The sequence below is a fragment of the Vibrio tubiashii ATCC 19109 genome, from assembly GCF_000772105.1.
Classification (GTDB): domain Bacteria; phylum Pseudomonadota; class Gammaproteobacteria; order Enterobacterales; family Vibrionaceae; genus Vibrio; species Vibrio tubiashii.
Map to the genome: position 1 here is coordinate 40,273 of NZ_CP009356.1, position 25,956 is coordinate 66,228.

The following is a 25,956-nucleotide window of genomic DNA, read 5'->3' on the forward strand; positions in this document are numbered from 1 at the left end:
ATGGCGGGATTATTCAACGAAGAGCCAACGGTTCGCCTTCAACGTACGGCGAGCGAACAACCTCAAATACGGGAGCGAAGAGAAGCCCCAAATGTCGATACTTCAGGGACCGAACGATTAATCGAAGGACTGACGGTCTACGGGAGTCCTTTAATGAATGCGGCGACCGAGCTGCTCGGTATACTCGTCACCATACGTCGTCAAGGCGCTCCGAGAGATATCAACCGCTTTCGCCAACAGCTGTTAGGGGCGATCGAGGCGTTTCGTTTACGGGGTTTGCACTTGGATTATCACCCAAGTGTGATTGAGAAAAGCTGTTTTGTACTCTGCGCCGCTTTTGATGAAGCCGTGCTGTATACCACGTGGGGGGACCGGGCTCGATGGGAAAACCACTCTTTGTTGAGCAAAGTTTTTTCACAGCGCAACGGTGGCGAAGCTTTCTTTGTGTTGCTGGAAAAAGCGAGTCAGCAACCAGGCAAACTGGTGGACTTCATTGAGTTGCAGTATGTCTTACTGTCATTGGGTTTCAAAGGACGCTATCGCCATGGCGATGATAGTCAACTTTATGACATCACTGCCCGAGCTTACGGATTAATTCGCCACTATCGCTCTGAAACGCCAATGCCTGTGCCTCAAACGCCAGTGCTAAAGGAAGGGAAACAGCCGTGGCTAATGATCAGTATGGCGAAAACGATGGCGGTCACGTTTTTGCTTCTTGGGTGTGCGTATGGCTTTACAGAATATTGGTACCACAGCCGCAGTCAACCGCTGCTGACACAGTTTTCAGCCATCGACATGTCGGGCGTCAGTTTCAAGAAATCCAACAGTGATTTGGTGTATTTGAGTACGGATGATGATTTAGGTCGAGTGAGCGACACCCCTGATCTCCAAGGCGAGAAAAAGGAAGAGCAAGTCGCAGCATTGGAATGGGAGATCATCTTAGCGGTGTTCTCTCGACCAAGTGATGCCCTTCGGTTGTCGTCTGAGCTTAACCAAGCGGGGTATGAGTCATTCACGCGGGAAAGCGAGCATGGTATCGAGCTGTATCTGGATGCAGGTGAAGACCTCAAAACCATACGTAAGTTGAAGAATGAGCTAAATGTTCGTTTTGGATTAAACGCCACAATCAAAAGAGCGCAGAAGTAAGATGGGTAAAAAGATATTGTCAATATTTGTGGTGATGAGTGCGCTGATGGGGACGCTTGCACTTTGGTTGTGGTTACCTGATGAACAGCCGGCTTGGATCAAGTGGGTCGCGCTGAGCCTTACCGCGGTAATTATGAGTGTGACGGTGATCTACTGGTGGCGCCAGCGGGCAAAGTCTAAAACGACGTCAGAAGAGCACGATCAGTCGGTCTTATTGAAGCAAGACACCAGAGTGATCGAACAGCTGTTTCGTCTGGCGGTCAAAAAAATACTGGGGCAAGGGCGCAACAAGCTTGACAGTTTATACCGTCTCCCTTGGTACTTGGTGCTCGGAGGTGAGCAAGACGCCAAAAGTTCGGTCTTGCTTCAAAATGGGTTTGAACCGATCAATGAACGCACCGAGCACGACAGTGATACCGAGCAGTACCTGCGCTTTTGGAGCAATGATCACGCGGTTGTCGTCGAAGTTGGTCATCGCATATTCGACAGTGAAGGCATCGACGAAGCGTTGTGGGGCGTTCTTGCCAAACAGCTTTTAAAGTATCGTCCTCGCCAAGGTCTTAATGGGATCCTAACGGTGATTGGTTGTGAGCGTTTGGTCGTAACGGACAATAAAGAACGTTCAAAGTTAGCGGCGATCTACCAGGAAGCCATTTTATCAATGGGAGGGGCACTGGATCTGGTTCTGCCCGTCTATATGGCTTTTTCTAAAGCCGATGGCATTGCGGATTTCATCGATTTCTTTGAAGGCTTTACCGCTTGTGATTCTGAAAACCCTTTCGGCATTACTTGTGACTATGATGTGTCACGCCGCTATGACAAACATGACTTTGAGCAACAGAGTCACAAGCTGATTGAGGCGCTGGCCTTGCAACAGTTTGAACAACTCAATAATGCCAATGTGGACAAGGCGGAAGCGATACTCGCTTGGCCTTATCAGTTGAGAATTGTGTTTGAGCGGATCAATGAGCTTCTGAGCGAGATCGGTCGAGAGAACCGTGTGCGTGAAGCGGTTTGGCTCCGTGGCGCTTATTTAATGTCATCGGGGCAAAAAGGCATCAAGCATGACTTGTTAACTCACTCTGTCGCGGAGCGCGGAGAGTTCAATCGCCTCGAGACCAAAGAGCAGCAACCGAGTCGTCGTGGCTACTTTACGCAGCGAATCTTCAGTAAAGTCATACTTCCAGAGAAAAATCTGGTGGGCGTCAACGAGTGGCGACATGCGGGATATTTGGCTTTTCGTTCAGCGATCTTGGTCTCAATCATGGCGTTAATGGTGATTGGAGGCCTGAAGTTAAGGGATAACTGGACGGCGGATGAAAACTGGCGCAGTGCGGCTATCTCTCAGATTCGTTTCTACCAGTCGGATATCCAAGCATTAAGCCAAGACTATTCAATGTCTGATTTGGTGGCGGTCTTGGTTGAGTTGGGCGACGTTGTGATTGCTGGTATCCAACCTAAACCTTGGCATAAGCTCGTCAGTATCAAGCAAGGTGAAACGGCAGAGACCATCTACAAAACGTACGAAAAACAGCTTCATCAAATCTTGTTACCGAAGTTAGAAGAATTGATCAGTAGCGAGTTGTATGTATACGTCAATTTGGGTAATCCAAGCCGAATCTTTGAAATTTTGCGTTACTACCAAATGTTGTTTGACCGCGACCAGCTCAACATAGAAGAGCTGCAAGCGTATCTAGTGGATATTCTGAAAGATCAGGGGGAATTATCTTCAGATGAGTTGGCTCAACTCTCTCTGCTCATCGAAGATTTGTTCAGTGGCGATTACGACCAACAGTTAGTGCCAAATCAAGAGCTGATCGCCGTTGCGACCAATAATTTGGAAGGGTTGTCGCCCGAACGTTTGATCTATGCGCGGATTAAAAGCATGCCCCAATACCGCACACAGGTGGATCTGCGCCGACAACTGGGTGAAAAGTTCGATAGCCTGTTTACGTTCTCTACCGGTTTCCATGGCTACTTAGTACCAGAGGTTTTTACCAAGCAAGGGTACGGCAAGCTTGACTTGACGGCTAAATCTCCTCTGTTGAGAGAGCTGATGGGAGAGTTCAAAGCGATCCAGGGCGACATGTCCGGGGCCTCTGTCGTGGAACTCACGGAACTGAGTAAGCAGATCCAAAGGTTGTACTTTGCCGACTATGTCTATTACTGGAAAGAAATGGTCAATAACATTGAGGTGAAGCCTTTTGCCGATGCCGCGGAGCTAAATTACGTCCTGCGCAATGTGAGGACACCGGCCAGCAGCCCATTGCTGGATGTCATGGAAGCGGTGGTCGTCAACACAACACTTGCGGTTGAAGAGCAACCAGATACCAAAGGACAAAAACGGGTAGCCAGTCAGTTGGGGCTGAAAAAAGCCAAGAAAGTGCTCAACAAAGCCAACAAAATCAATCGCGCGGTAGGCGACAAGCTACTTAGACTCCAGCCATCGTTTGTGGTGAATGAAGCCTTTTTACCGTTCTCTCAGTTTGTCAACGGCAGCGGAAAAGGGGCGACCCCTCATGATGAGCTGATTGTTGCGGTGACGGAGTTGACCAGTTTCTATGATACGGCGTTGACGAATGCTAATCCGGGCAAAGCATTTCATGAATATGCACTGGCTCATGCTCAGGGAAGTCGTGATCCGATCGTGAAGTTTCGTTTAGCGGGCAGCCAAGCACCAAGCCAGGTTGCAAGTTGGGTGCAAAGCATCAGCGAACAGGTCTGGGGACAAGTAGTGCAAGGAAGTGCTGACTATTTGAACACTCAGTGGGACGAACAAGTCTATCAATTTTACGCGGCGGCGATTGAAGGGCGTTTCCCATTCGCTCAGCATGGCCGGGGTGAGGTGAACTTAGATGATTTCAGTGCCTTTTTTAAACCCAGTGGCCGGGTTGACCAGTACATTGACCAATTTCTTAAGCCGTTCGTGTATTGGGATAATGGGCGCCTGAAAATCAATGAAGTGGATGGATTGACCTTACCGATCAGTGATTCGACACGAGTGCAGCTCGAAAGAACGCGACAAATTACGCGTATCTTCTTCGGATCATCTGGGGGAGAAATGGCATTAACGATTGGCTTAAAAGCTCAATCAATGAGTACAGATGTCACGGAGTTTCGTTTACGAGATGCCCAAACGCTCTTTAGCTACCGACATGGTCCACGGGTATGGCGTGATGTGACGTGGCCTTCGCTCGGCGGTGACGATCATCTTAGCGCTGAGTTTTTCAACGGAGACAATCGTCTGGCCGGGCAATCCTTTACGGGTCAGTGGGCTCTGTTTCGAGCCATGTTTAGTCGAAGCAGTCGTGCAACCACCAGTCGATTGGTGCGGACTCTGAATTATGACCTTGATGGTAACCAGATTGGTCTGGAGTTCTCATTGAGAGACTCCAATCAGAGCTTGGACAAGGCGGTGTTTTCACAATTCGCTTTGCCTAAGCAGTTGTAAACATGCCAATGGAAAGGGCGATAAATCAAGGAAGCGCGTTCGTTAATCGTAATGCTCTCCGAGTGCCCGCCGGGCACCAAACTCGGTACTGTCATGAGACACCCCACGAGTATATCAAGCAGTTTACCGCGCCAGCCGAGCTGGCGCGGGAATACTCGGCCTTGATTGATTGTCAGGGAGCGTGCGTTCAAGAGGTGTTAGGCGTCGACTGGTCTCATGGAATTTTACGACTGTCGTATGACCCGTGCGCCGTCACGCTAAGCCAGTTTACCTCAGCGGATCTTCCGACGTTTATTGCCATATTGCCACGTATTATTTCGGCCATTGAGCACTGTCACCACCGAGGGTGGGTGCACGGCGATATTAAACCATCGAACCTGCTCTATGCGCCTAAGAATCATCAAGTGCGCTTGATTGATTTTGGTGCCAGTCATCGCATGGGCACCCGCCGTGAAACATTTCGTCACTGGCAAGGAACCCCCATGTTTGCTTCGTCGGCACAGCTCAATGGAGAGGGGCGGGTCGAGGCGAGAGACGACTGGTATTCGCTTAACAAAATCATCGAGCAAGTCATGCCGTTGGCGCGTGACTATACAAGACGTACAGAATTGGAGCGCTTAGCACAGCGTTTATGTACGCGAATCAGCGATAGGAAAGTGTATGAAAAAGAAAAAGCTTGCGACCGAGAATCTTGACTTTGATGTCTCAACAATTAAGAGCAGCAGTGGGGAACTAAACGACAATTTGGGGTGTGCGATTGCCATTGAAAATTGGTTAACAAATCTGTATTCGGTGTGTAAGAAATCGCAGCGCGCTTTGCCGTTTTTAGAAAAAGCCATTGATCTGGTGTACTCGGAGGTGGAAGCCGAACTGTATCGAACATCCGGTGGTAAGGCTAGCGCCTATAGCGCAGCCGAAGTAGCGAAGCACCCGGTGTGGGATTTTTTTGTACAGCGCGTTACCAAAAGGTACGGCAGTTTGGTGCGGGTCGTGAAGCCGCACCGTTCGCCAACGGAATCAGTACGTTCCAAATTGATCAACCGTACTTTCTCTCAAATGCTTTACAACAAGAATCGCGTTCTTGAGCGTTCTAGCAACAGTATTCTGGCTTCGGGCGAGCTTGGCGTGCTTAAAGTTGAACTGCTGGATGCCCAAGTGGGGGCCTTAGTGGATGCCTACAACGGTCATCTAAAGCAAAATGATGAGCTGTGGCCCGCTTTAAACGAGCTGTTTCAAAAGCATGTGGGGACCTCAAGTAAAGCAGAAGGCTCAGTGAAGGAGGGCGGACCTGAAATCGATATCGCGGCCGACGTGTTTGCGGAGTATAAATTTGCGTACGAAAAGGTCTGGGATTTTGGCAAAATGCGCAACAAAATCAATCTTGCGATGGAGGTCGGTGCGCGTGCCGGCTTTAAGGAAAATATACATGCTAAGTTTGGGCAAGGTGGGTCGGCCGGTTTTCGTGACAAAAAGGTTGGTGAAGAGGCTGGGCGTAAACTAGCGTCGACCAAATACACACAAGATTACACGCCAGGCCAAGGGGTGGAAGTTAACAAAAAGGAAGACGCGAGCGACGACTCATTTGAAACGATGCAGTTGATTCCAGGCATTGACCTCGAAGTCAATGTTTCCTTAGCGGCACAGGCTGGGTTGAAGTTAAAGTTTGAACATGAACTCACTATTGGTGACTTCATGGAGATGAAAAACGAGGCGGACTTGTTTGCAGGAGCAAACGTCAAGGCCGAGTTTGTCGCGACGGCGAACACGGCAAACTATTTTGCGTCTGATGAGATAATCAAATTTAAGGCGGGAGCGAGCGCATTTGCGGGGGTGAAAGCCACAGGCAGCAGCTCCATTTCGTTTAAAGCGCGCGGCATTAAAATGGCGGGGGCGAGTGTGACGGGCTCCGTTTCGGCAGGCATCGGCGTGTCGGCTGCGGTTGAAACCATTGTAAAGAGCTCAGGCGATATTAGCTTTAAAGCGGGAGCTGGGGCGACGGTTGGTGTCGGTAGCAGTGTGGATTTTGGTACCATGGTGAACCCTATGCTGGTGAAAATCCTTCTCTGGGACAAATTAGGTCATCGTCTTCATTCACAACAAACCAAGCGAATCACCAACATTCAATACAACCGACAGGTCAATCAAATTGCTGTTAGTCGATGTCAAGACAACATTAGGACGGCAATGACCAATCTTGATCTGGAATATCGAACATTGGCTGAAGAACTGTGGCGGATCCCGACCTTCACCAATGTATCGACTCAAAATGAGGTTACTACGATACATGACGAGATCTCTCGTCCCAATCAACACGTGCTTGATCAATACTTAAAGACATTGGGCGTGACAGATCACTTGCACATGGATGACGACGACGTTCTGCAAGCTGCTATTGATATCGATAATGATGCTCGAGAAGTTCAGGCTAACGCGAAGCGGGAGAAAGAGGCTGAGAAAGCTTTCTCGAAGAAGGGTAAGCGACTCAAAAGGGCTAACGCGATACGCCGTAAGGCGGGGTCGTCTCCTGCAGGGTTGCTCGCGGTTCAGCCTCATACGGCTTAATCGCAGACCTGTGATGGCGGAAATGGATGTCCGCCTAACTATGATTGAATCAGTGGTTTAAAGTACATATGAGCAGTAACACAATACAACATCAATCTCGCCCACTTATTGCGACGTTATCGGACAATGAGGATTACATCGTCACTCATCTCACCGGAGATGAGACTGTGTCGCTTGGATCTAGGTTTGTTCTCTCGCTGGTCGCCAGTGCAGAAGTGAATGTGAAAAACCTCGGTAAAGCAGTGCGGGTGATCTATTCACAAGCAGAAGAGAAGTTTCACTACACGGGGTTATGTAACTCAATCCAGTTCACAGGGTTCAGCAAAGAAAAACAGCAATACTTTTATCAATTAGAAATGGTTGATCCGCTTTCTATTCTCGCGCATCGCGGCAGTCGTCAAATCTTTCAAAACATGACGACAAAGCAGATTGTTGAAGACATACTTAGGCAAGCCGACTTAAAAGGTTTTTTTCGTTTTAATGTGTCTGGCAGCGGAAAAAAACACGAATATTGTGTCCAACTGGATGAGTCGGATCAAGCCTTTATTCAGCGTTTGTTCGCCAGTGAGGGGTGGCATTTTCACATTCAGCACTCATCGGGTAAGCCCTTGGTCTGCGTCGGGGATACCAACCAGCGTTTTAAAAAGATCGCGGCGCCAACACTGAGTTATCAAGTGGGAGCGCGTGAATCGAATCGTATGATCAGCCATTGGAGTGATTTGCGCCGTGTGGGTACGTCGACCGTGTCTTTTGCTGACCATCATCAGGCGAAAGGGGATGTTTTTGATAGCGGCGAACGTCAGACCGCCAGCGAAGCGTCACTAAAAACATTATCACGACAAGGCTATGCTTATGGTCATGATTCAAAAGCAGAAGCGCGTGACGCCGCCAAACGTCAGATGGAGGCGTTAGATTGCGACAAATTGGCATCGCAAGCGTCGTCGACCATTACTGCGTTGGTGTGTGGGTCTAAATTTACTCTCAGCGAGCATCCATTGAAATCTATGAACCAAGAATATCTGGTGACTAAGATTACGTATCAAATTGCAAGTGAAGAGTCCCGCAGCGACCTAACGTATCGCAATCAGTTTACCTGCATTCCGGCTTCGGTGACTTATCGACCAGAAATACCGACAAAACCGCGTGTACACAGTTTGCATACCGCCACGGTGACCGGTCCTAGTGGCGAGGAGATCTATCGCAACAAATTGGGTGGTGTGAAAGTCCAGTTTCATTGGGACCGCAATGGCAAGGAGGACGAGAATAGTTCGTGCTGGTTGCCAGTGTCTCAAAGCTTGGCCAGTAAGGGGTTCGGAGCGCAATTCACGCCTCGCGTGGGCGACGAAGTCCTCGTTCAATATATTGATGGCGATCCGGATCGTCCTGTGATCACGGGCTCGCTTTATCACCAGAATAGTGCCCCTCCATACAGCTCTGCGACTCAAAGTGGCATCAAAACTCGAACTACGCCAAACGGCAGCAGTAAACAGGGCAATGAACTGCGTTTTGATGACCAAAAAGACAAAGAGCACGTGTATTTGCATGCCGAAAAAGATTTTGAGATTGAGGTGACAAACGATGGCCTAACCTCGATTAAAGGCTCAAAAACGACTCAGGTGGAAAAGACGGTCGCTATGGCAGCCAAAGAAGGGATCACGATAGAAACAGAGCAAACGCTGGTGGCTAAAACCAAACAAAACTGGACGGGCGATAGTGGTCAAGACTTGGCACTAAAAGCGGCGTCCAATATTGCTCTTGAGGCAAAGTCGAACGTTTCTGTTGACGGTCAACAGGTCTCTATTACGGGTAAGAGTAAAATTGAACTCAGTGTCGGTGGAAGCAAAATAGAAATCAGTGCGAGCGGGATAAAGATTGATGCTCCGCAAGTCTCGATTGCGGGGAAATCGAAGGCGGAAGTTAAGGCCACGATGTTGGCTTTAGAAGCACAGGGCAAAGCCGATCTTAAAGGCAGCCTTGTTTCGATTAACGGTAGTCTGAGTACTCAGGTAAAAGCGGGAGCAATGGTACAAATACAAGGGGCGATTGCTAAGGTAAACTGATGACATTAATTAAAATTCCTCATGATGATGTTCAAGAGATCTTTCGTGCCTATGAGCCGAGTCCGGAAATATTAGAACTGGCGACGGCCCCTATTGCGCCCGCAAAGTTGATTGCTGAGGCGACGCACAGGGCACTGTTTTCTGATGCTGTCATGTTCATTGCTCATGCCTTACCAATACGCGAATCAGTGTGGTGGGCGGTGTGTTGCGCTGACACACGTATGGATTGGAATGAAGATGAAACCAATGCCGTACGCGCTGCGCGTGCTTGGGTGCATACGCCGGATGAAACCAGTCGCCGATTTGCTGAGCAAATGATCGACAAAGCGGGCTTAGATACCGGCGCTGGATGGGTAGCTCAAGCGGCATTCTGGAGTGGTGGTAGTATGATTAAACCAGAGGATCCTGTAGTGCCCCCGCCTCCGTATCTGTATGCTCAAGCGGTAGCAGGAAGCGTCAATCTTTGCGCGGTTCTCCCTGATGGTGAGCACGCACAATCACGATACCATGAATTTATCGACATGGGCCTGAACATTGCTTCAGGTGGGAATGGAAAACGCTAGGAGAGAGTCATGTTACCAGCCGCTAGAGCGACGGACATGCATGTGTGTCCAATGCAAACCCCCGCTGTTGTACCGATCCCACATGTGGGAGGGCCACTACTACCGATGCCGAGTACGGTATTGGTGGGTAACCTCCCGGTAGCGACACTTGGTCAAATGTGTGTTTGCGTGGGTCCACCTGACAGCGTGGTAAAAGGCAGCGCAACGGTTTTAGTGAACAATAAGCCCGCAGCAAGAATGGGCGACCTGACTGCACATGGTGGAACCATAGTGATGGGGATGCCCACGGTCTTAGTGGGGGGCTAAGCAGCCATGGGCATCTTAACTAAGTCTTTGTCACTATGCGCTCGCGCATAGCTGGGTGACTTTACGATACTGCGTTGGCGTCATTTCATGGAACTTGCGAAATAACAGCCGGAAATGATTCGTATCGCTGTACCCGACTTGCTGGCAAATTTGATCGATATTTAACTTGGTGGTCTCCAGTTTTTCTCTTGCAATCGCGATACGAATTCGCTGAATGTAATTCATGGGAGATTCTCCAGTTGCTGCTTTAAAACGACGTTTCATTTGTCGTTCGCTGAGAAAACTCTTTTCTGCACACAGGGCAACAGATAGGGCGCTGGGCTCTGCATCATGCATCCAATCCTGCAACCCATGGATCAGTTCATCACTGTGTTGACGGTATTGGGCAAAACTGGTTAAACATAGGGGCTGGTTCGAAAAATTGCCTCCCATGAATTGTTCGCATTTTTCGCGATGGGCAGCACCGAATAAGGCATCAATCAATAAGATTGTTGCTTCATAATATTCGCGAATGCCCGAGGTGCAAATAAAAGGCCCGTCATGGGTGACATTGCGATGCGGCATGAGCTTGACGTCCGGATAGAGATGGCGGAAACGCTCGACTTGGACCCAATGCGTGGTGGCACTGCGTCGGTTTAAAACCCCCAGTTCTGCCAAAAGAAACGCTCCGGTACACATACAGATGACATATTTACATTGAGCGATTTGCTTTTTTAGCCATTGTTTCATGTCATCCGGTAACTGGTAACTTCTAGAATCGGGCTCTCCACAAGAGCCAATCAAAACGATGTCTGCATCGTTGACCGTTGGCCAATGCGTGATGTTTGACAGTGTAAAACCAGCGAACGACGCTATTGGACCTTGGTGAGGAGAAACGTAGCTGATCTCAGGCGCTGGGTGTCCGGCCAATTGAGCGGCAATAGTGAGCATTTCGAGCGGTCCAGAGATCGCCGTAGTTGGCATTCCTTCTAGTAATAACGCTGTAATTCTCAAAGGCTGTAATGGAGTAAGCATGACATTTCTGACCAAGTTGCGGTGTCTGATATGGCCATACTATGTCGCCAATTCGGTCAGAATCCTAATGAACAAATGCGAAATTATCGGTTCATGTCATTTCATAGTGATTTTAAATAACAATTTTAAGTGTCTGATAAATAATGATATTAATTTAAACAAAAGTGGTTATAACGATTTATGTTGAAAGAATTAGGTTAATTACTCTAATTTATTGGTCTGCCGTTATGCACTGAACGCTGCTAGTAAGTAAACTGACATAACAAAAGTTATACCTGTCTTGGTAGAGGGTTTGGAAGAACTGCTGAACTGGCTGGTCAATTAAATGAGCTTCAGTGACGTCAGGCTCGACACTGGGAGTGTAATCTTTGGAGTAAGAAGGGCTGCTGGTAGAAAACAAGTTGTCTCCCCAAAAATAGACTGATGAGTAGAGCTTGAGTGTTTTTTTGTCACCCTGTGAGAGAAAGCTGGAATGGAGATCGTGCCGTCCGTACCAGTTTTGATCGACAGTATAAAATTGCTTGAATGCTTCAATTCCTGACGAGCTGTAGGTCGAACCGTGTGCAAACATGAGCGTATTGTAACGCCCCGTCAGGAACGCGGGGTGATGTTTTGCGTTGAGAACGCCAATTATGGCAAACACACTGAGGTTGGTCACAATGAGAGCAACAATCCATTTACTGGCATAATTCACGAATGGCCTCCTTACGTTGGGAAGTCGAGTAATCTCGACTGAAGCTCAAGTTTTGTGTGCTGCGTTCACGAAGTGTTGAGGAAGTGTAGACACAAGAGACGTAGTGTTGCTCAGGGTTCTCAGAAAGATAAATCATCAAGACATTTTCGGGGTAGGTGTCTTTGATGGCCTCATACTCTTGTGTACCGATGTCAGTGTTTGGGAAAAAATACGTGATGCCGAGATAAGTTCTTTGCTGCCAAATTTGTCGGGCAGTGAAGGCATCAATGTAGAGAATACGAATTAACCACGATAAGGCAAACACGAGGAGTATCGATAAACTGGTTATTGTCAGCTTCGTCGCGAGCTTGGTTCGCGCAGGGGGGACGTTCGTTGCACTGACTGTTGGTGAGACCGAACCTGGTGTGTGAGGGAGAAGCTCCTGAGTGTTGTCAGAGAAAGTTTCCGCAAAGGTAACGACGCCCTCAACCAGCAGGTAGCCTTGTTTTGGAACGGTTTTGATAAACTGTTGCTCGCGGCCTGTATCCCCAAGAGCTAAGCGGAGTTGAGCGATGGCTTGCGGCAGGTTAGCGGGGGCGACCACTCTCTCTGGCCAGGCGCTATGATTTAGTTTGTCTTTCGACACCACTTGACCAGAGTTTTCCACCAAAAGTTTGAGGATCTGGCAGTCTGTCGATTTTAGCTTGCGACTCTCTTGAGTTTGGTTGTTAACCAGTTGTCTTCTTTCGGTTGGGTTAAAGGTCCACATTTTTCCTTCATTCAGTATTATTTGTTCTTGGCGAAACACTACATTGCCAATCGTTCGTCTTTTAAACCAATGTCTACACACTGGACGGATTGGTTTGACAACTGGATATAGCAATAGAGGGAGTCACTTTGTTCTAACACTTGGAATGCCTCATCCCCACCATCAAACAGTACGTGTTGTTCGGGGGATCGAAGTACTTTGTTTCGTCGGCTTCAACGAGCTGATTGATGTACTTAATCGAATACAAAGCTTGAGGCCAAAAGGTGATCAAAAACTGAGTTTTTAGTTTTTCACCACTGTCAAAGTGAATCGTGGTCAGCAAAATAAATCGGTTGAAGACATAGGGAATGAGCTGATAATCGAGATTTCTCGCGATCTTGTCGGCCGGCTCGACACCATAAGTTAAAATGGTCTTTTTGATGGTCGTGTGTGGGTTGAGCGCAAATGTGGGTATCGCTAGATGGGTATTAACGACTAATTGAAGCGGTAGCATAAGCAGCAGAACGCAAACACTGATGAGAAAAAACTTATTGGCATTCTTGTAATACTTCATCACGGATGATCTCGATTGGGCGTTCAATATCGATGGAGAAGTTGACACTTTTCCGCTCAGTTGTTTTTGCTTCACGACGGACACAACTGACGTAAATACGGGTTCCATTAGAGGAGATATAGAAGTCCACGTTCTTGGGCAACGCTTGCCCTGCTAAGGCATCCATTAACTGTTGTGTATGAGGATCATTGTACTCAACAAAAAAGGCGTTGTTTTCTGTGGTCAGTTTGAGCACATCAATGGCTTGTGCTTGCTTGGGAGGCACAAAGAGAAACCAAAACAAGGCGAGATTAACGACAAGGAGAAACACACACACACCTACCTGCCAATTTCGAAACGAATCAGCGCTGAGGATTTGTTCGGATTTAGGGTCGGCAACATTTGGCAATTCATCGACCAATGTGATCATGTTCCCGACCATAAAATAGCCTAACTTTGGTGCGGTACGGATAATACGTTGCTCCTCAACGTTATCGTCTAGAGCTTTTCTCAGTGAAGCGATGGTATTGGTGATACTGGTGTCGGAGACGAATTTCTCTTTCCACACAAAGCGGTGTATTTCTTCTTTACTCACGACGCGATCGGCATTGGCAATGAGCAATGTCAGCATCTGACATTCAGAGTGCGTTAATCGTTTTTCTTGTCCCGTTTCCCTATCACGAAGCTGAATTTCGTTTTGAGGCCTAAATTCCCACATCAGTGTTGCTCAATCTCGTTCATCATCACCAACAATATGTGGCTGATTTGACTCGGTAATATGTCCTATTTGGTGGTCGCTTTTGAGGGTGGCGACCGACATAATTGCCCGCCTACTGCCTATATACTATTACATTATAACAGCAGTATATGAGGAGTTTGTAATCCCGCAAGTACTATTTTGCGGATAACCTAGCAAATAATAACTCGAGTAATCACTGAAAAGAGTCATCTATATCTTAGATTTCACTGATCAATGCTGACAATAATGTTATTTACGCCGTTTTTCCTACCAATTGAGTGAGGAGAGGCGCTCGTGCGCGTTGCTATTGATAAGAACGTTCGTTGAAGGTCGCTAAATTCGAAATGACGTGAAGAAGAATAATAGAAATACTCACGTCAAGTTATGAGGGCAGCAGGTTTTGCTGACCATTGCCATTTTGGGGGACACTTGGAATTTTTGTCTATATCAGGACCGTTTATTATTTTTGGTCTACTTGCAACATTATGTATCGTTCTCGCTCATCGCGTTATCCGCGAAAAAGAAACCACGTCGTTTTTTATGCAACGACTCAAACGAGAGCAGCAAAAACAGAAAGCGAAACATTTTTTCTGTGAGGAGAATAAACTCCCAAACATCAATTACATTCAAGACAAGTTTTGCAAAATCTACGAGAGAAAAGAAAACATACAAAGTGTGATACATATTATCTGCGTAGGTCGTACTCCTGATTACTACCGCTTTTTTGATCAGAGAACTGCTAATGCCATTAAATCGGAACTGCATAACACGTTGAGCAAAACACTTTCACCGAGCATTATTGGCTTGTTTGAAGACAAGTACATTGTGCTCATTTTTACGAAGAATTCCGTTTGGCAACATGAGCAAATCCTTGAGCAGCAGCAATTGCTGAAGCGTACTTTGCCTTCAGAAAAAACCATCAAAGGTAAAGTGCTTCCGTTTGAATATGCCATTGCCAGTATGGACATCTCTAGCAGAGATTTGCATCAGTCCAAAGACCGAATTTTCCGACGCATAGCCTTTGGTGTCTCTCAATCACTAAAACAGGCGGATGGGTTGTACATCTATCGTGATAAGGACTACAGCCTAAATTTGATGAAACGTGCCACGATACACGCCTTGCATCAAGACGTTCGTCAGGGTGGGGATCAATTTGAGCTCTATCATCAACCGATATGCTATAGCTTAAACACTTCGCAAGTCTACGCTGCTGAGGTGCTATTGCGTTGGAAGCGGAGTGAGTATGGCGGTCCAGGGGTGTTTATGCCATTGGTCGCGCAAGAGCCTCCTCTGCACTACTCATTGACTTTAATGATCATTAAGAAAGTCGTCAGTTTCATCAGTAACCCAGAGCACAATTTTCCCGATATCAGTATCAACATCAGTAACTCGGATCTGAGCATGATGGATTTCTATGCTGACGTGATGTCGGCCACTGAAAACTTCCCTGAGCTGCGCAGTAAGATTATTTTTGAGATTGTGGAATACTGCGATTTCTTTGAAAGAAAGCACACCCGCGACAATCTCTTAGCGCTGAAACAAGCCGGCTTCCGATTTGCAATTGATGATTTTGGTAGTGGTTATTCAAATTTTGCCTTGTTGTCCAAAAAATATTTCGACTTCATTAAGCTTGATAAGTCTCTGGTTAAAGACAGTGAAACCAATGTGACGGCCAGTGAAACACTGAAATTTATGGTTAAGTTGTGCGAGCGCATTGGTGTTGGATTGATCATTGAAGGGGTCGAAGAAGCGTCACAGATGAAGTTCTTACCGAAGAAGTCTCACGTTTACCTACAAGGGTATTTGTTCTCGCGTCCTAAGAGGATGAAAGGTGACTTGACGCTAAATGGTTAAGGAAGAATAGCGCTTAACAAGATTTGCCCGTTTTGGCGTAGAGAGTCGCAGTGATGCGTCATTCACGCTGAGCAAGCTGACGTCTTCAGGGAGGGAGGGCGTCGTCGGCTATTGTAGATAGGTAATTAATTTGAATGTACAGATACGATCGCAGTGCAATGCGCTTTGGCAGTTGTACCCGTTTGCCAGAGAACAATTGGTCAACGTAAAAACGCGACAAGCTACCAAGCTGAAGGGACCGGACTGCAGAGTCTTGGAAGTTTTGATTGAAAATAAAGGACAAGTGGTGTCCAAACGAGAGATCCTCAAATCAGCCTGGGGCGAGCGAGTGGTTTCTGATGCCAGTTTGACGCAGAGCATTGCGCAGATAAGGTTAGCGTTGGGGGACAACGGGAAGGAGCAAAAATACATCAAAACGTTGCCCTCTCAGGGCTACTTACTGTACGACAATGTCGTGGAAATGGCGGACTCTGAGTGGGAGATTGAGCCCGGTGCATCGGATGGTGAAGGCGAACATGTTCTCCGGCCGAGTGTGCACAATCTGCCCCAACTCTCTGTAAGAACCCCCACCTTTAACAGGAAAGTAAAGTGGCTATTGTTACTTTTGTTGATGATGTTGTTTGTGGCGCAACTGAGTGGGATCGTCAATCGATTAAGCTTCGATTGGAACCTCCAAGTTGATGATTGGGTGAATGTTAAAAGGGCGTCGGTAAATTTTCTGTACCAGCGAGAGCCTGCGAGCGAAAAACTATATCATTATTTAAGTTCGGAAAAGCGATTAACGGGCTACCAACAACCCCTTGATTTGGTGATTTCTACCGGAGTAAGTAATTACTACGTATCCTGTCTCTATCTTAATGACCACACGGGCGCCGATGACGTAAAGAATTTTACTTTTTCATTGCAGGAAAGCTTTTACTTTATCGGAGGGATGATCAATGACCTCTGTCGATAAGTGGCTAAAGCGCCTCGCACTTATGGTCACTGTGACTGCGCTGGTTAATGCAGGATTAAAATATCGAGACGTTCCTTCCTTTATGAAAGGGGCGAACACCCACCTTTACTACAGTAATAATGTTAACGTCAAAATGAACGGTGATGTGACTTTTTACGAAGACTATCATACGTTGTTTTATCGCCTATTTTTCAACAAACGCTCGTTTTCTAGTCGATCTATCTATGGCGAGGATCGCGATTTGTACTTCAGCTATTATGCGGATTTTTACAGCAACAACCTGATGCTGTTTTCTGACTTCTCGATGCCTGAAGGCCTAGTCGCGGAGAACAATTATATAGAGGTCGAAGCGCATGCGCTTCGGCGTTTGAGTAATGAAGTTATTCAAGTTATCTACAGTAATGCGCGCGTCCTATGTTACACCAAACTGCTAGAAGGTGGCGTAAAGTGTATGCTCCGAAGAAAAGCATAATTGCCTTTTAATCAATACCTTATTGACTAACTCTGTCTGATTCACAAATGTTTAGATTAGTTCATTTGTCGATGAACGGCGTTTTTGGAACAGTGCGGGCTTCGTTCGTTATTTTTTGACGGCGAAGACAAAACTAAAAAACTAAAAACGAGAGGTAATCATGTTAGTCACTTTCTTAGGTAATCCAGTTCAACTGGCTGGTGAGTTTGTTACTGCTGGACAAATGGCACCGAATTTCACTCTTTGCGATAAGGAGTTGAACGATTTTGGGTTAGAAAGATTTAAAGGGAAACGCATCATTCTCAATATCTTCCCAAGTGTGGATACGCCAACGTGTGCAAACAGTGTACGAGCGTTTAATACCGTAGCCGATTCACTGCAAGGGGCAGAAGTGGTTTGCGTTTCTGCGGATTTACCGTTTGCGCTTGCTCGTTTCGTTGATGAAGAGAAGCTCAGCAATGTGGTGATTGCATCGTGTTTTCGCTCGCCGACATTTGCCGCTGACTACGGTGTTGCGCTAAGTGAGGGGGCTCTGAGAGGCCTGACGTCACGTGCTGTTGTGGTTTTGGATGAAGAAGGTCACATCTTGCACGCTGAATTGGTTAAGGAAATCAGCGAAGAGCCGGATTATTCTGCCGCCGTACGCGCTATTCAGGGATAAGTCACTTAAGTTTTGACCGGTTAGCTAACTCACTGCGTAGCGACTGACTGGTCAACCTGCTCTCTTCAGATGACCTGACTGGAGAGAGCCTTCCCCTTTATTTCCCTACTGTGTTGGCTCGTTGATTTGTCGATAAGTTAACTTAGTCGTTGGTTCTGCTGCTGTGCCGTAGACCCATGATCGTGCGCGGTTCGAGGTCAATCAAGACAGAGGCGTTACCCCATGTTTTGTTCGGATAAAATGCCCGGCAATGCGCCGGGCAAGTGGGGGTGCGATCTCGTTAGAAGAAACCCAGCGGATTGACGCTATAACTGACAATCATGTTCTTGGTATTTTGGTAATGACCCAGCATCATTTTGTGTGTCTCGCGACCAATACCTGATTTTTTGTACCCGCCAAACGCAGCGTGGGCTGGGTAAGCATGGTAGCAGTTGACCCAGACACGACCCGCTTCGATTTGACGAGCCATATGGTATGCAGTGTTGTTGTCTCTAGTCCAGATCCCTGCCCCTAAACCGTATTCGGTGGCGTTAGCGATCTCAAGTGCCTCGTCTACCGTTTTGAATGTGGTAACCGCAACGACCGGGCCAAAAATTTCTTCTTGGAAAATTCGCATCTCGTTGCTGCCTTTTAGCAGTGTCGGTTCGATGAAGTAACCATTTTCCTCGTGACTGTTACCACCGACCAGTAGCTCTGCCCCTTCATCTAACCCAAGCTGAATGTAACGGCGAATCTTGTTGAACTGCTCTTGTGACACTTGGGAACCAACTTGAGTGTCGGTATCTAATGGGTTGCCTTGAACAATGGTCTTCATTCGTTCAATAAGTTTCGCCATAAAGCGATCATAAATCGACTCTTGAATTAATAAACGAGAAGGGCAGGTGCATACTTCACCTTGGTTGAAAAACGCAAGGAGGACACCTTCAACACATTTATCGACATAGCTGTCTTCGTGATCAAAAATATCAGCCATGAAGATGTTTGGTGACTTGCCGCCTAGTTCAACTGTTGATGGGATCAAGTTGTCTGCCGCACATTTGAGCACCTGTTGGCCGACTTCGGTTGAACCTGTAAATGCAATCTTAGCAATACGTTTGTGTGTTGCCAGCGCTTGACCGGCATCAGCACCAAAGCCGTTGACAACATTGATAACGCCGGCAGGAAGCAAATCGTCTAGCAGTTCCATCATTACCAGGATGGAGGCCGGTGTTTGTTCTGCGGGTTTTAACACCACACAGCAACCTGAAGCCAACGCCGGAGCCAATTTCCACGCTGCCATTAACAACGGGAAATTCCACGGGATGATTTGACCCACTACCCCAATAGGTTCAGGAAAATGGTAAGTGGTCGTTTGATTGTCTAGTTCAGCGGCTGTGCCTTCTTGAGCTCGAATACAACCTGCAAAGTAGCGAAAATGATCCACCACTAACGGCAAATCAGCGGCTAAGGTCTCGCGAACAGGTTTACCATTGTCCCAAGTTTCCGCCACGGCCAGCATTTCGCTGTTGGCCTCAATGCGATCGGCAATTTTTAGTAGAAGATTTGAGCGTTCTGTAACGGAAGTTTTAGACCACGTTGCCAGTGCTTTGTGCGCAACGTCTACAGCGAGGTCGACGTCTTCTTTCGTCGACGCAGGGATTTGACAAAACTCTCGATTATCCACTGGTGAAGTGTTTGAAAAATATTGCTCTTTGACAGGGGATACCCATTCCCCACCTATATAGTTGAGGTACTTTTTCTTAAAATGAATAATAGCACCATCTGTATTTGGTTTTGCGTATAACATTATGCTTACCCTCAAATTTATCGGATTTAAATTCCGTAGAAAATTATCCAGTATTTGTTAGGTAATAAAATATTAAACCTGTTTTATACATGCTTTGTGTGGATTTTAAGTTTATGTAAAACAATGACATAAATGAATTTTAATTTATTAAAGTCTGAATTGATATTGATATATGTCTCATTTGTACTGACAAGGTAAGCCGTATTTTTTCGTTATTTTTGTTTGTTTTTGGAAGCAGTGTTTTCATATTTTAATCTGGTGTCCTAAACGGCTGGCTATATTGTCCGATGTCATTGGTCGGTCTGGGTTATGCTCGTCATAATAATTAAATACGAGAGATGATAATGAAAACACGTGCAACAACACTATTAATTTCCCTATTAGTAGGCGTAGGAAATATCACGCCAGTACACGCCAATGAGCGGCTGAATGGTATTTACCTCGGAGTGGACTATCTTCAAGCTAGCTTTCTCGATCTGCCTTCGGCGCAGAAAGAAGAAGACGCGGGATATGCGATTCAAGTGGGTTACGTGTTTCCTTCCTCGAGTGCCTTCAAGCATGGTGTTGAACTCGAGTATTTTGATGCGGGAAGTGTAAAATATACGTTCCCTGCATTGAACATCATTGGCTCCGGGAACATTGAAATTACGGGTGTGAGTTTGAATTATAAGCCGAAGTATTACATTGATCGCTTCTATCTATCCGCCCAAGTAGGTTATACGAGGTTGGACGCAAAAGGCAGTGCCTCATACACCATCAATGGACAAACTTTTCAGCAAGATTTTTCAAACAAAGTGGATGACTCTGGCTTAACATTTGGCGGTGAGCTGGGCTTTGATGTTACTCAGCAACTGGCGATTAAAGGGGGATATCGTGTCCTTGAAGAGGACACCAATGCTCTGTATGCCGGAGTGGCGCTTCGTTTTTAGTCTGCAACCCCACAGAATAAAACAGGCTTGAATTCAAACAGCGAACGCGGCCCGCTCAAGAACCAAATGCAGCGATTTGCATAAATTCAAAGCTGAGCTTGATGTCACAATCTATTGATGTCGACTTAAATGATGTGGAACAACGTCCTACACACCGCTGTCTTTTTGCAACGGTGTCGCCATTATGGGATTGGTGAGACGGTATGTTAACAAAGCAGTTCTTAGGGTTGCGTTGTCGTGCCGTCTGACCCCCAGTCCTCTCTGCCTGAAAGACAAGGTCAACATCTATGTTTAAAAAACTCATTCCGTTTATGTTCATGTTTCCCCTGACGAGTCAGGCGTCCAGTGAAATCGTGGATAATTTCTCACATATCGGATTTGGCTATAAGGGCGCTAATTTTCATTCAGGGGCGCTGAAACCTTACCTGAACAACCAGTATGACAACCAAGAGACAAAAACGTTAGGGGGGCTTTATTTGGATGTAAGTGCTCAACTGTTTGACAGCGTCTTTGTGGAAGGAAATGCGGATTTTCTCACTCGATTCAGTTCCGAGGTGGATGCGTGGCAAGCTGGCGGTGGCGTCATTGGTCGTTTTGGGGGCGCTGTTGCCGGCTCTGTGTCGTGTGGGGCCGTTAATTACCGTGCGGACAGTGATTATAGCCCCTCTTTTTCTGAGCGCGGAACTTACTGCAAAGCCATGCTTAGAAAGCAGATCGCGCGTCATTGGTTACTTGGGATCTCCTATCAACGAGATTTTTTGGCTCTCGACAGAGACGAATTTAAGGTAGATAACGTTTTTCAGTTTGGTTCTGTGTTTGGTCTGGTTGCAGGGTTCGAGTATGCCAAGCGTGATGCTGCAGAGGTCGGTTACGAACTGGGTCTTCAGTTCTCGTTCTAGCGCGTCGTAGCCGTTCACCATCTAGGGTAACGACTCATACTGATCGTGTTCACGTTATTGAAATATAAAATGAATATCCAGTCTGTTTAAAAATAAACAAACATAAAAAGTCTACGCTTTAATGGAGAATAATCTCTATTGGAGTGCCGTCAATGACAGCGAAACGCCTCACTTTGCCGATCCATGTTCACTTAGCGACGGTGATTATCCTGGTTGTGATTTTAACCTCCGTTATTCAGATCGGGTTAGCGAGTCGGGGCTTATCGACGCTGATTGTTGAAGCCAACAATAAGATTTTTACTCGTGTCGCTGCTGAAACACGCCATCAGTTAAATCATCACTACAAAACGGCTTTTTCTGCACTGGGAACGTATTCGAAAAGTCACGCACTCCATGAAGTTGCTGAGCTCGCAAGCCAACAACTGCTCCCGGAAATCGCGCATCTCCTTGAGGAATTCGAGCACGTGAATGCGTACTCTTTCTATTACCCTTCGGGTGATTTTTTTTCGGTAATGCGGATCAGAGATCCTGTCATGAGGCAGAGAATTGCTGCTTCAGCGTCGGCGCGTTATGTACTGACTGTCTCTAATGATCTTTCGAGTCAGATACAGATCATGAGTCAAGAACTGAAGGTGTTAGAAACGCGGCCCAATGACAAGCGGATTTTGTACAAAACGAGTTCGTGGTTTGAGCAAGCAAATCAAAGCACCAACCTCATTTCCAAGCCTCTATTGTTGCCAGGTCCTGAATCCTTAGGGCTGAAAATCTATCGGCAAAGTTCGTCAGGAGTGATCATTTCTGCCGATGTCTTACTTGACGATTTACGCCGATCTTTGGCGGATACACTCACAAATGATTCCTCACTCCGAGTGCTTTACAACGACTCGGGACAAATTCTCGCCTTGAGTGATAGTGCTCAGCCACCAACGTCTTCCCAGGGAGTGATCACTCATATTGAGATGGTGACCAATCAAGTGGTGCCCCATGCTATCGAAGAAAATGCGGAACGTGGTCAACTGGGGGAATTCGAATACAATAACGAACAGTGGATTGGTCAAATAGTGACAATACGGCCTTTAAACAGCGAGCATGTTCATTTATTGATGGCATCTAAAGCCAACGCGTTGTTCAACAAAGGCGCTCTTATCAAGCAACAGACTTTGTATGGGTCATTACTGGTACTCGTCCTCATGGTTCCCATGATTTACGTCATTTCAAAATTTATTTCTAAACCTATCCAGCGAGCGACAGAAAAAGCGAAAGACATAGAAGGGTTTAAGCTTGACAGTGGCGCTTTGGAGCGGAGCGTGATTCGCGAGATACAGCAACTTAACGACGCGCAGATGTCGACGCAAACGACCATACGGCAATTTGTCAGTTTGACGCACAAGATAGCGCGTGAAGACAATTTGGACGACATGCTTAGTATGGTGTGTCGTGAGGTCGCGCAAGCGGTAGAAGCGCAGGGGGTGTTATTGTACCTGCTTGATACGGAAGTTAAGTGCTTGGTGCCAAGCATGCTTTGGTGTGACCAAGGCAATTCGTCAGACATTAGTGCTTCGCCTATCCCGGTCTCTGAAGCGACGCGCTTTGTTAGAGAGATCTTTGTAGCAAAGCAGACCGCGACATTTACGGTAGATGAAGTGCCTCACCTGAAACTGCCCCTTTTTTACGACCGCTGTGAGGTTGTTTGTATACCGATTAAAGGGCGTTCAGGGGAGGTGGTCGGTTCACTCGGTTTACTCTATCCGTACGCGAATGCTTCGAGACATTATGCTCAATACGCCGACTATTTGCAGACTTTGTTGGGCTTTACCTCGGTGGCGATTGAAACTCATGACATGCTTGACACGCAAAAAGCGTTACTGGATTCATTCATTCAGGTGTTTGCGGGGTCGCTCGATAAGAAGTCACCTTACACTGGTCATCATTGTCAACGTGTTCCGGTGATTACCGAATGGTTGACTCAAGCTGCGGAGGACTCGAAGATCGAAGCCTTTCAACACTTTAGTTTAACTTCTGAGCAATGGGAAGAACTGAAGATGGCTAGCTGGTTGCATGACTGCGGCAAAATCACCACACCCGAGCATGTGGTGGATAAAGCCACTAAACTCGAGACGATCTACAATCGAATACACGAAATTCGGATGCGCTTTGAGGTGCTTAAACGAGACCATGAAATAGACATACTCCGTCAAAACACTTCGAAACTGTCCGAAGAACAGCGTGAGAAATTAGATCAGGTGCATCGAGATATCGATGCTGACTTTGCGTTTATCGCGGAAATGAATTTAGGGGCAGAATTTGTCAGCGACTCAGATCTTGAGCGACTAGAGCGTATCGCGAGTAGAACTTGGACACGAACTCTGAGTAAAACGGCGGGATTGTCTTGGGTAGAGAAACAGCGCTATCCTAAAACTGACACTTTGCCTGTGAAAGAGGGACTGCTAAGTGATAAACCCGAACACTTGATCCCTTGGGATTTTCCCCCTACAAACGAAGCGCGATTTACCATGAAGCCGACGGAATACCAAGCGAATCAGGGGGAAATGTACAATCTGTCTATTCGACGGGGCACGTTAGCCGATGAGGAGCGTTTTATCATCAATGATCACATTATTCAGACGATTAAAATCCTTGAGTCTCTGCCTTTTCCGAAACACATGCGAGGTGTTGCCGCGATCGCGGGTGGTCACCATGAGAGAGTGGATGGCAAAGGCTATCCGATGGGGTTAGTCAAAGAGCAGATGCCAATCACCGCACGGATAATGGCAATCGCAGATGTTTTTGAAGCTTTAACCAGTACAGACCGTCCATATAAGAAGGCTAAATCATTGTCGGAGTCGATTGAAATTATGAGCCACATGGTCAACAACCAGCATTTGGATGCCGATCTGTTTGCGTTGTTTCTCTCGTCTGGGGTATATCTGAGATTTGCTAATCAATTCATGCGCGCAGACCAAATTGATGGTGTGGACGTCGAACGTTATTTAGACCGTGTCGAGAGGCCGCAACACTAGAGTGAGGGGGGAAGAACGTGGTTCAAAGGTCAAACAGGCAGCCATGTTTCGCTGGAACGCCTTCACTTAACGAGCGAAATGACTCGGTCGGGTTGAGTTTTCTTTACAATTGGCTTGATTTCGCGACGACTTGATATGCGTCTCGATATAGGACGGTACCGACGTCCTGGTATTGAAGTACAGTCACGATGGTGTCGTATTCCTCAAGAATATGCTTGAGCTCGTACATCAGTGCCACAAAGCTCGTACTCGAATCGAGAAACCAAGAGATCGCATTGTTAGGCCAATTTGAATGCTCAAAAGGAGGGCACGGCAGGGTATCATTCAGTTGTTCGAAAATCGCGTCTAATTGCTCTCGGTGGTAAGAGTAAAGAATCAATCCTTCGTCTAGCATCAGTTTTGCTTGAGTAATGATTCCGTGGGTATGTTGAAGTTTTTTTTCTTCTTCCATACTGGCGATGAATCGTATGTACACTCCTATTTTTCCTCTTCTTGTGTGAAAGACGCTCACCTTGAAGCGACTTGACGGTGATCATTGTTGGAGAGTTAATACTTCCAATAAATTGCCAAGGCGGTGCTAAGCCACCGCCAAGGGATCAGAATGTATAGCTCGCCGCTAAGTAAAAAGTACCAATGGTCGGTGTGTAGGTTTTGGTTTGGCGGAAGAAACCGTAGTTTTTTTGTACTTCCACTTCATAAACATCTGCTTCGTACGCTGCTCTGACGGTGATCCCCCCGAATTGAGGCGGCGTGTAGTCGACGCCGAGACCAAGTCGATAAGCAGTGCCGGTGTCAGATTCACTCAGTCTACTCGATTTATTGTCGAGTGAGATGGAACCCAGTCCCGCGGTGGCAAAAGGACGCACGCCATTGTCAAAGGTATAGCCAACATTTGCCGCTAATGTAAAGGAGCTATGCTCCATTGTAAAATCGGAGAGAGTGTTCAATTGGGGTTTGACGTCTATGTCGCCATAGTTTGTGTACTGCGCCTCAATACTGATGATTCTGTTAAAGGCATAGCCTGCAATCAGCTTGGTCGTCGAGGACTCGTCGAACGAGTATGCCCCCGCAATGTTGTCATCCAAGTAGCGATCTTCACTGTAGTCGGTTGTGCCGAAGCCAGCACCGACGTAAAAGCCGTCAAACGTCTGTGCAGAAACCGATGCCGGTAGGATCGCGGCCAAAAGTATTATTTTCTTCATCATCATTCCTCTCTATCTACAGTGAATTGGTGTAACGAAAATCCGTGGATCTGCTCCCTTTCACGCTACGGGAGAAGGGAAATCACTCGACCATGGACACTGCGTCGGCCTACGGTCGGAGGGAGGGTCTTGATGTTAATTCTATCAATGCCGTTTCAGTGATATCAGACGCGTTTGGTTGGGGATTGGGACTTTCTTTACCGGGAGGTTTCATCTGCATGACAAGATGCAATAAATTAGCATCTTGATACGCATAACTTCGAATACTTTAAGTGAGGTCAACGGTGATTTGTTTGGTCCTAAATACGGATCTCGAGGCGAACGAGGATCTCTTGCTCCATAAAGATCGCCAGGCTCTATCGA

21 protein-coding genes and 1 pseudogene are annotated in these 25,956 nt (G+C 46.8%); 14 read left to right on the forward strand and 8 right to left on the reverse strand.

Going from position 1 to position 25,956, the window contains the following annotated elements; all coding sequences use genetic code 11:
* The 7 genes from icmH to IX91_RS23355 all read left to right on the forward strand — a co-directional run bounded on the left by icmH (nt 1) and on the right by IX91_RS23355 (nt 10,088).
* Complete coding sequence (gene icmH / locus IX91_RS23325) at nt 1–1,146, forward strand: type IVB secretion system protein IcmH/DotU (protein ID WP_004744257.1); 1,146 nt, start codon at nt 1–3, stop codon at nt 1,144–1,146.
* Between the two features lies 1 nt (nt 1,147).
* Entirely contained in the window at nt 1,148–4,597 is a 3,450-nt protein-coding gene (gene tssM / locus IX91_RS23330) for a type VI secretion system membrane subunit TssM (protein ID WP_004744256.1), read from the forward strand.
* A gap of 2 nt (nt 4,598–4,599) precedes the next feature.
* Nucleotides 4,600–5,292 carry a protein kinase domain-containing protein gene (locus IX91_RS23335; RefSeq protein WP_004744255.1) on the forward strand — a complete coding sequence of 231 codons (693 nt, stop codon included), beginning with the start codon at nt 4,600–4,602 and terminating at the stop codon, nt 5,290–5,292.
* On the forward strand, nt 5,258–7,159 hold the full coding sequence (locus tag IX91_RS23340) for a hypothetical protein (RefSeq protein ID WP_004749511.1): 1,902 nt from the start codon (nt 5,258–5,260) through the stop codon (nt 7,157–7,159). The genes IX91_RS23335 and IX91_RS23340 overlap by 35 nt, the downstream gene beginning before the upstream one ends.
* A 68-nt stretch (nt 7,160–7,227) precedes the next feature.
* Entirely contained in the window at nt 7,228–9,219 is a 1,992-nt protein-coding gene (locus IX91_RS23345; protein WP_004749510.1) for a type VI secretion system Vgr family protein, read from the forward strand.
* A complete protein-coding gene (locus IX91_RS23350; RefSeq protein ID WP_004744251.1) occupies nt 9,219–9,782 on the forward strand; it encodes a DUF6931 family protein in 564 nt (187 codons plus the stop codon). The genes IX91_RS23345 and IX91_RS23350 overlap by 1 nt, the downstream gene beginning before the upstream one ends.
* Before the next feature lie 9 nt (nt 9,783–9,791).
* Nucleotides 9,792–10,088 (forward strand): PAAR domain-containing protein, encoded by a 297-nt coding sequence (locus IX91_RS23355; protein WP_004744250.1) that lies wholly within the window; start codon nt 9,792–9,794, stop codon nt 10,086–10,088.
* 33 nt (nt 10,089–10,121) lie between these two features.
* Here the strand turns inward: IX91_RS23355 and IX91_RS23360 are convergent, their stop codons facing one another.
* The 5 genes and pseudogenes from IX91_RS23360 to IX91_RS23380 all read right to left on the reverse strand — a co-directional run bounded on the left by IX91_RS23360 (nt 10,122) and on the right by IX91_RS23380 (nt 13,794).
* Entirely contained in the window at nt 10,122–11,102 is a 981-nt protein-coding gene (locus tag IX91_RS23360) for a GlxA family transcriptional regulator (RefSeq protein ID WP_004744249.1), read from the reverse strand.
* Between the two features lie 211 nt (nt 11,103–11,313).
* Complete coding sequence (locus IX91_RS23365) at nt 11,314–11,796, reverse strand: hypothetical protein (protein ID WP_004744248.1); 483 nt, start codon at nt 11,794–11,796, stop codon at nt 11,314–11,316.
* Nucleotides 11,780–12,544, reverse strand: coding sequence for a winged helix-turn-helix domain-containing protein (locus tag IX91_RS23370; protein WP_004744247.1), 765 nt, complete (start codon nt 12,542–12,544; stop codon nt 11,780–11,782). Before IX91_RS23370 ends, IX91_RS23365 begins: the two co-directional genes overlap by 17 nt.
* Nucleotides 12,545–12,582: 38 nt before the next feature.
* Nucleotides 12,583–13,097, reverse strand: a pseudogene (locus tag IX91_RS23375) (hypothetical protein).
* The gene (locus tag IX91_RS23380; RefSeq protein WP_004744245.1) at nt 13,072–13,794 is read right to left on the reverse strand and encodes a winged helix-turn-helix domain-containing protein; all 723 of its coding nucleotides are present in this window, start codon (nt 13,792–13,794) and stop codon (nt 13,072–13,074) included. Before IX91_RS23380 ends, IX91_RS23375 begins: the two are co-directional and overlap by 26 nt.
* Nucleotides 13,795–14,253: 459 nt before the next feature.
* On the opposite strand from IX91_RS23380, the gene IX91_RS23385 reads away from it, so the two are divergent.
* The 4 genes from IX91_RS23385 to tpx all read left to right on the forward strand — a co-directional run bounded on the left by IX91_RS23385 (nt 14,254) and on the right by tpx (nt 17,757).
* On the forward strand, nt 14,254–15,669 hold the full coding sequence (locus tag IX91_RS23385; protein WP_230300142.1) for an EAL domain-containing protein: 1,416 nt from the start codon (nt 14,254–14,256) through the stop codon (nt 15,667–15,669).
* A 130-nt stretch (nt 15,670–15,799) separates the two neighbouring features.
* Nucleotides 15,800–16,624: a winged helix-turn-helix domain-containing protein gene (locus IX91_RS23390; RefSeq protein ID WP_004744243.1), complete on the forward strand. Its 825-nt coding sequence runs from the start codon at nt 15,800–15,802 to the stop codon at nt 16,622–16,624.
* Complete coding sequence (locus tag IX91_RS23395; protein WP_004744242.1) at nt 16,608–17,096, forward strand: hypothetical protein; 489 nt, start codon at nt 16,608–16,610, stop codon at nt 17,094–17,096. The genes IX91_RS23390 and IX91_RS23395 overlap by 17 nt, the downstream gene beginning before the upstream one ends.
* 160 nt (nt 17,097–17,256) lie before the next feature.
* A complete protein-coding gene (gene tpx / locus IX91_RS23400; protein ID WP_004744241.1) occupies nt 17,257–17,757 on the forward strand; it encodes a thiol peroxidase in 501 nt (166 codons plus the stop codon).
* A gap of 280 nt (nt 17,758–18,037) precedes the next feature.
* Here the strand turns inward: tpx and IX91_RS23405 are convergent, their stop codons facing one another.
* Nucleotides 18,038–19,543 carry an aldehyde dehydrogenase family protein gene (locus tag IX91_RS23405; protein ID WP_004744240.1) on the reverse strand — a complete coding sequence of 502 codons (1,506 nt, stop codon included), beginning with the start codon at nt 19,541–19,543 and terminating at the stop codon, nt 18,038–18,040.
* A 344-nt stretch (nt 19,544–19,887) separates the two neighbouring features.
* Here IX91_RS23405 and IX91_RS23410 point away from each other — a divergent pair, with 344 nt between their 5' ends.
* From IX91_RS23410 to IX91_RS23420, 3 genes are all read left to right on the forward strand, one after another.
* Entirely contained in the window at nt 19,888–20,472 is a 585-nt protein-coding gene (locus tag IX91_RS23410; protein WP_004744239.1) for an outer membrane beta-barrel protein, read from the forward strand.
* A 287-nt stretch (nt 20,473–20,759) separates the two neighbouring features.
* A complete protein-coding gene (locus IX91_RS23415) occupies nt 20,760–21,371 on the forward strand; it encodes a hypothetical protein (protein WP_004744238.1) in 612 nt (203 codons plus the stop codon).
* A gap of 152 nt (nt 21,372–21,523) precedes the next feature.
* On the forward strand, nt 21,524–24,391 hold the full coding sequence (locus IX91_RS23420) for an HD domain-containing phosphohydrolase (protein WP_004744237.1): 2,868 nt from the start codon (nt 21,524–21,526) through the stop codon (nt 24,389–24,391).
* Between the two features lie 103 nt (nt 24,392–24,494).
* On the opposite strand, the gene IX91_RS23425 is transcribed toward IX91_RS23420, so the two are convergent.
* Complete coding sequence (locus IX91_RS23425) at nt 24,495–24,866, reverse strand: hypothetical protein (RefSeq protein ID WP_004744236.1); 372 nt, start codon at nt 24,864–24,866, stop codon at nt 24,495–24,497.
* A gap of 121 nt (nt 24,867–24,987) precedes the next feature.
* Nucleotides 24,988–25,599 carry a porin family protein gene (locus tag IX91_RS23430; RefSeq protein WP_236643024.1) on the reverse strand — a complete coding sequence of 204 codons (612 nt, stop codon included), beginning with the start codon at nt 25,597–25,599 and terminating at the stop codon, nt 24,988–24,990.
* Between the last annotated feature and the right edge of the window lie 357 nt (nt 25,600–25,956).

Coding starts and splice junctions, on each gene's coding strand:
- icmH (WP_004744257.1), top strand. CDS start 1: ATGGCGGGATTATTCAACGAAGAGCCAACGGTTCGCCTTCAACGTACG.
- tssM (WP_004744256.1), top strand. CDS start 1,148: ATGGGTAAAAAGATATTGTCAATATTTGTGGTGATGAGTGCGCTGATG.
- IX91_RS23335 (WP_004744255.1), top strand. CDS start 4,600: ATGCCAATGGAAAGGGCGATAAATCAAGGAAGCGCGTTCGTTAATCGT.
- IX91_RS23340 (WP_004749511.1), top strand. CDS start 5,258: ATGAAAAAGAAAAAGCTTGCGACCGAGAATCTTGACTTTGATGTCTCA.
- IX91_RS23345 (WP_004749510.1), top strand. CDS start 7,228: ATGAGCAGTAACACAATACAACATCAATCTCGCCCACTTATTGCGACG.
- IX91_RS23350 (WP_004744251.1), top strand. CDS start 9,219: ATGACATTAATTAAAATTCCTCATGATGATGTTCAAGAGATCTTTCGT.
- IX91_RS23355 (WP_004744250.1), top strand. CDS start 9,792: ATGTTACCAGCCGCTAGAGCGACGGACATGCATGTGTGTCCAATGCAA.
- IX91_RS23360 (WP_004744249.1), bottom strand. CDS start 11,102: ATGCTTACTCCATTACAGCCTTTGAGAATTACAGCGTTATTACTAGAA.
- IX91_RS23370 (WP_004744247.1), bottom strand. CDS start 12,544: ATGTGGACCTTTAACCCAACCGAAAGAAGACAACTGGTTAACAACCAA.
- IX91_RS23380 (WP_004744245.1), bottom strand. CDS start 13,794: ATGTGGGAATTTAGGCCTCAAAACGAAATTCAGCTTCGTGATAGGGAA.
- IX91_RS23395 (WP_004744242.1), top strand. CDS start 16,608: ATGACCTCTGTCGATAAGTGGCTAAAGCGCCTCGCACTTATGGTCACT.
- tpx (WP_004744241.1), top strand. CDS start 17,257: ATGTTAGTCACTTTCTTAGGTAATCCAGTTCAACTGGCTGGTGAGTTT.
- IX91_RS23405 (WP_004744240.1), bottom strand. CDS start 19,543: ATGTTATACGCAAAACCAAATACAGATGGTGCTATTATTCATTTTAAG.
- IX91_RS23410 (WP_004744239.1), top strand. CDS start 19,888: ATGAAAACACGTGCAACAACACTATTAATTTCCCTATTAGTAGGCGTA.
- IX91_RS23415 (WP_004744238.1), top strand. CDS start 20,760: ATGTTTAAAAAACTCATTCCGTTTATGTTCATGTTTCCCCTGACGAGT.
- IX91_RS23420 (WP_004744237.1), top strand. CDS start 21,524: ATGACAGCGAAACGCCTCACTTTGCCGATCCATGTTCACTTAGCGACG.
- IX91_RS23430 (WP_236643024.1), bottom strand. CDS start 25,599: ATGATGATGAAGAAAATAATACTTTTGGCCGCGATCCTACCGGCATCG.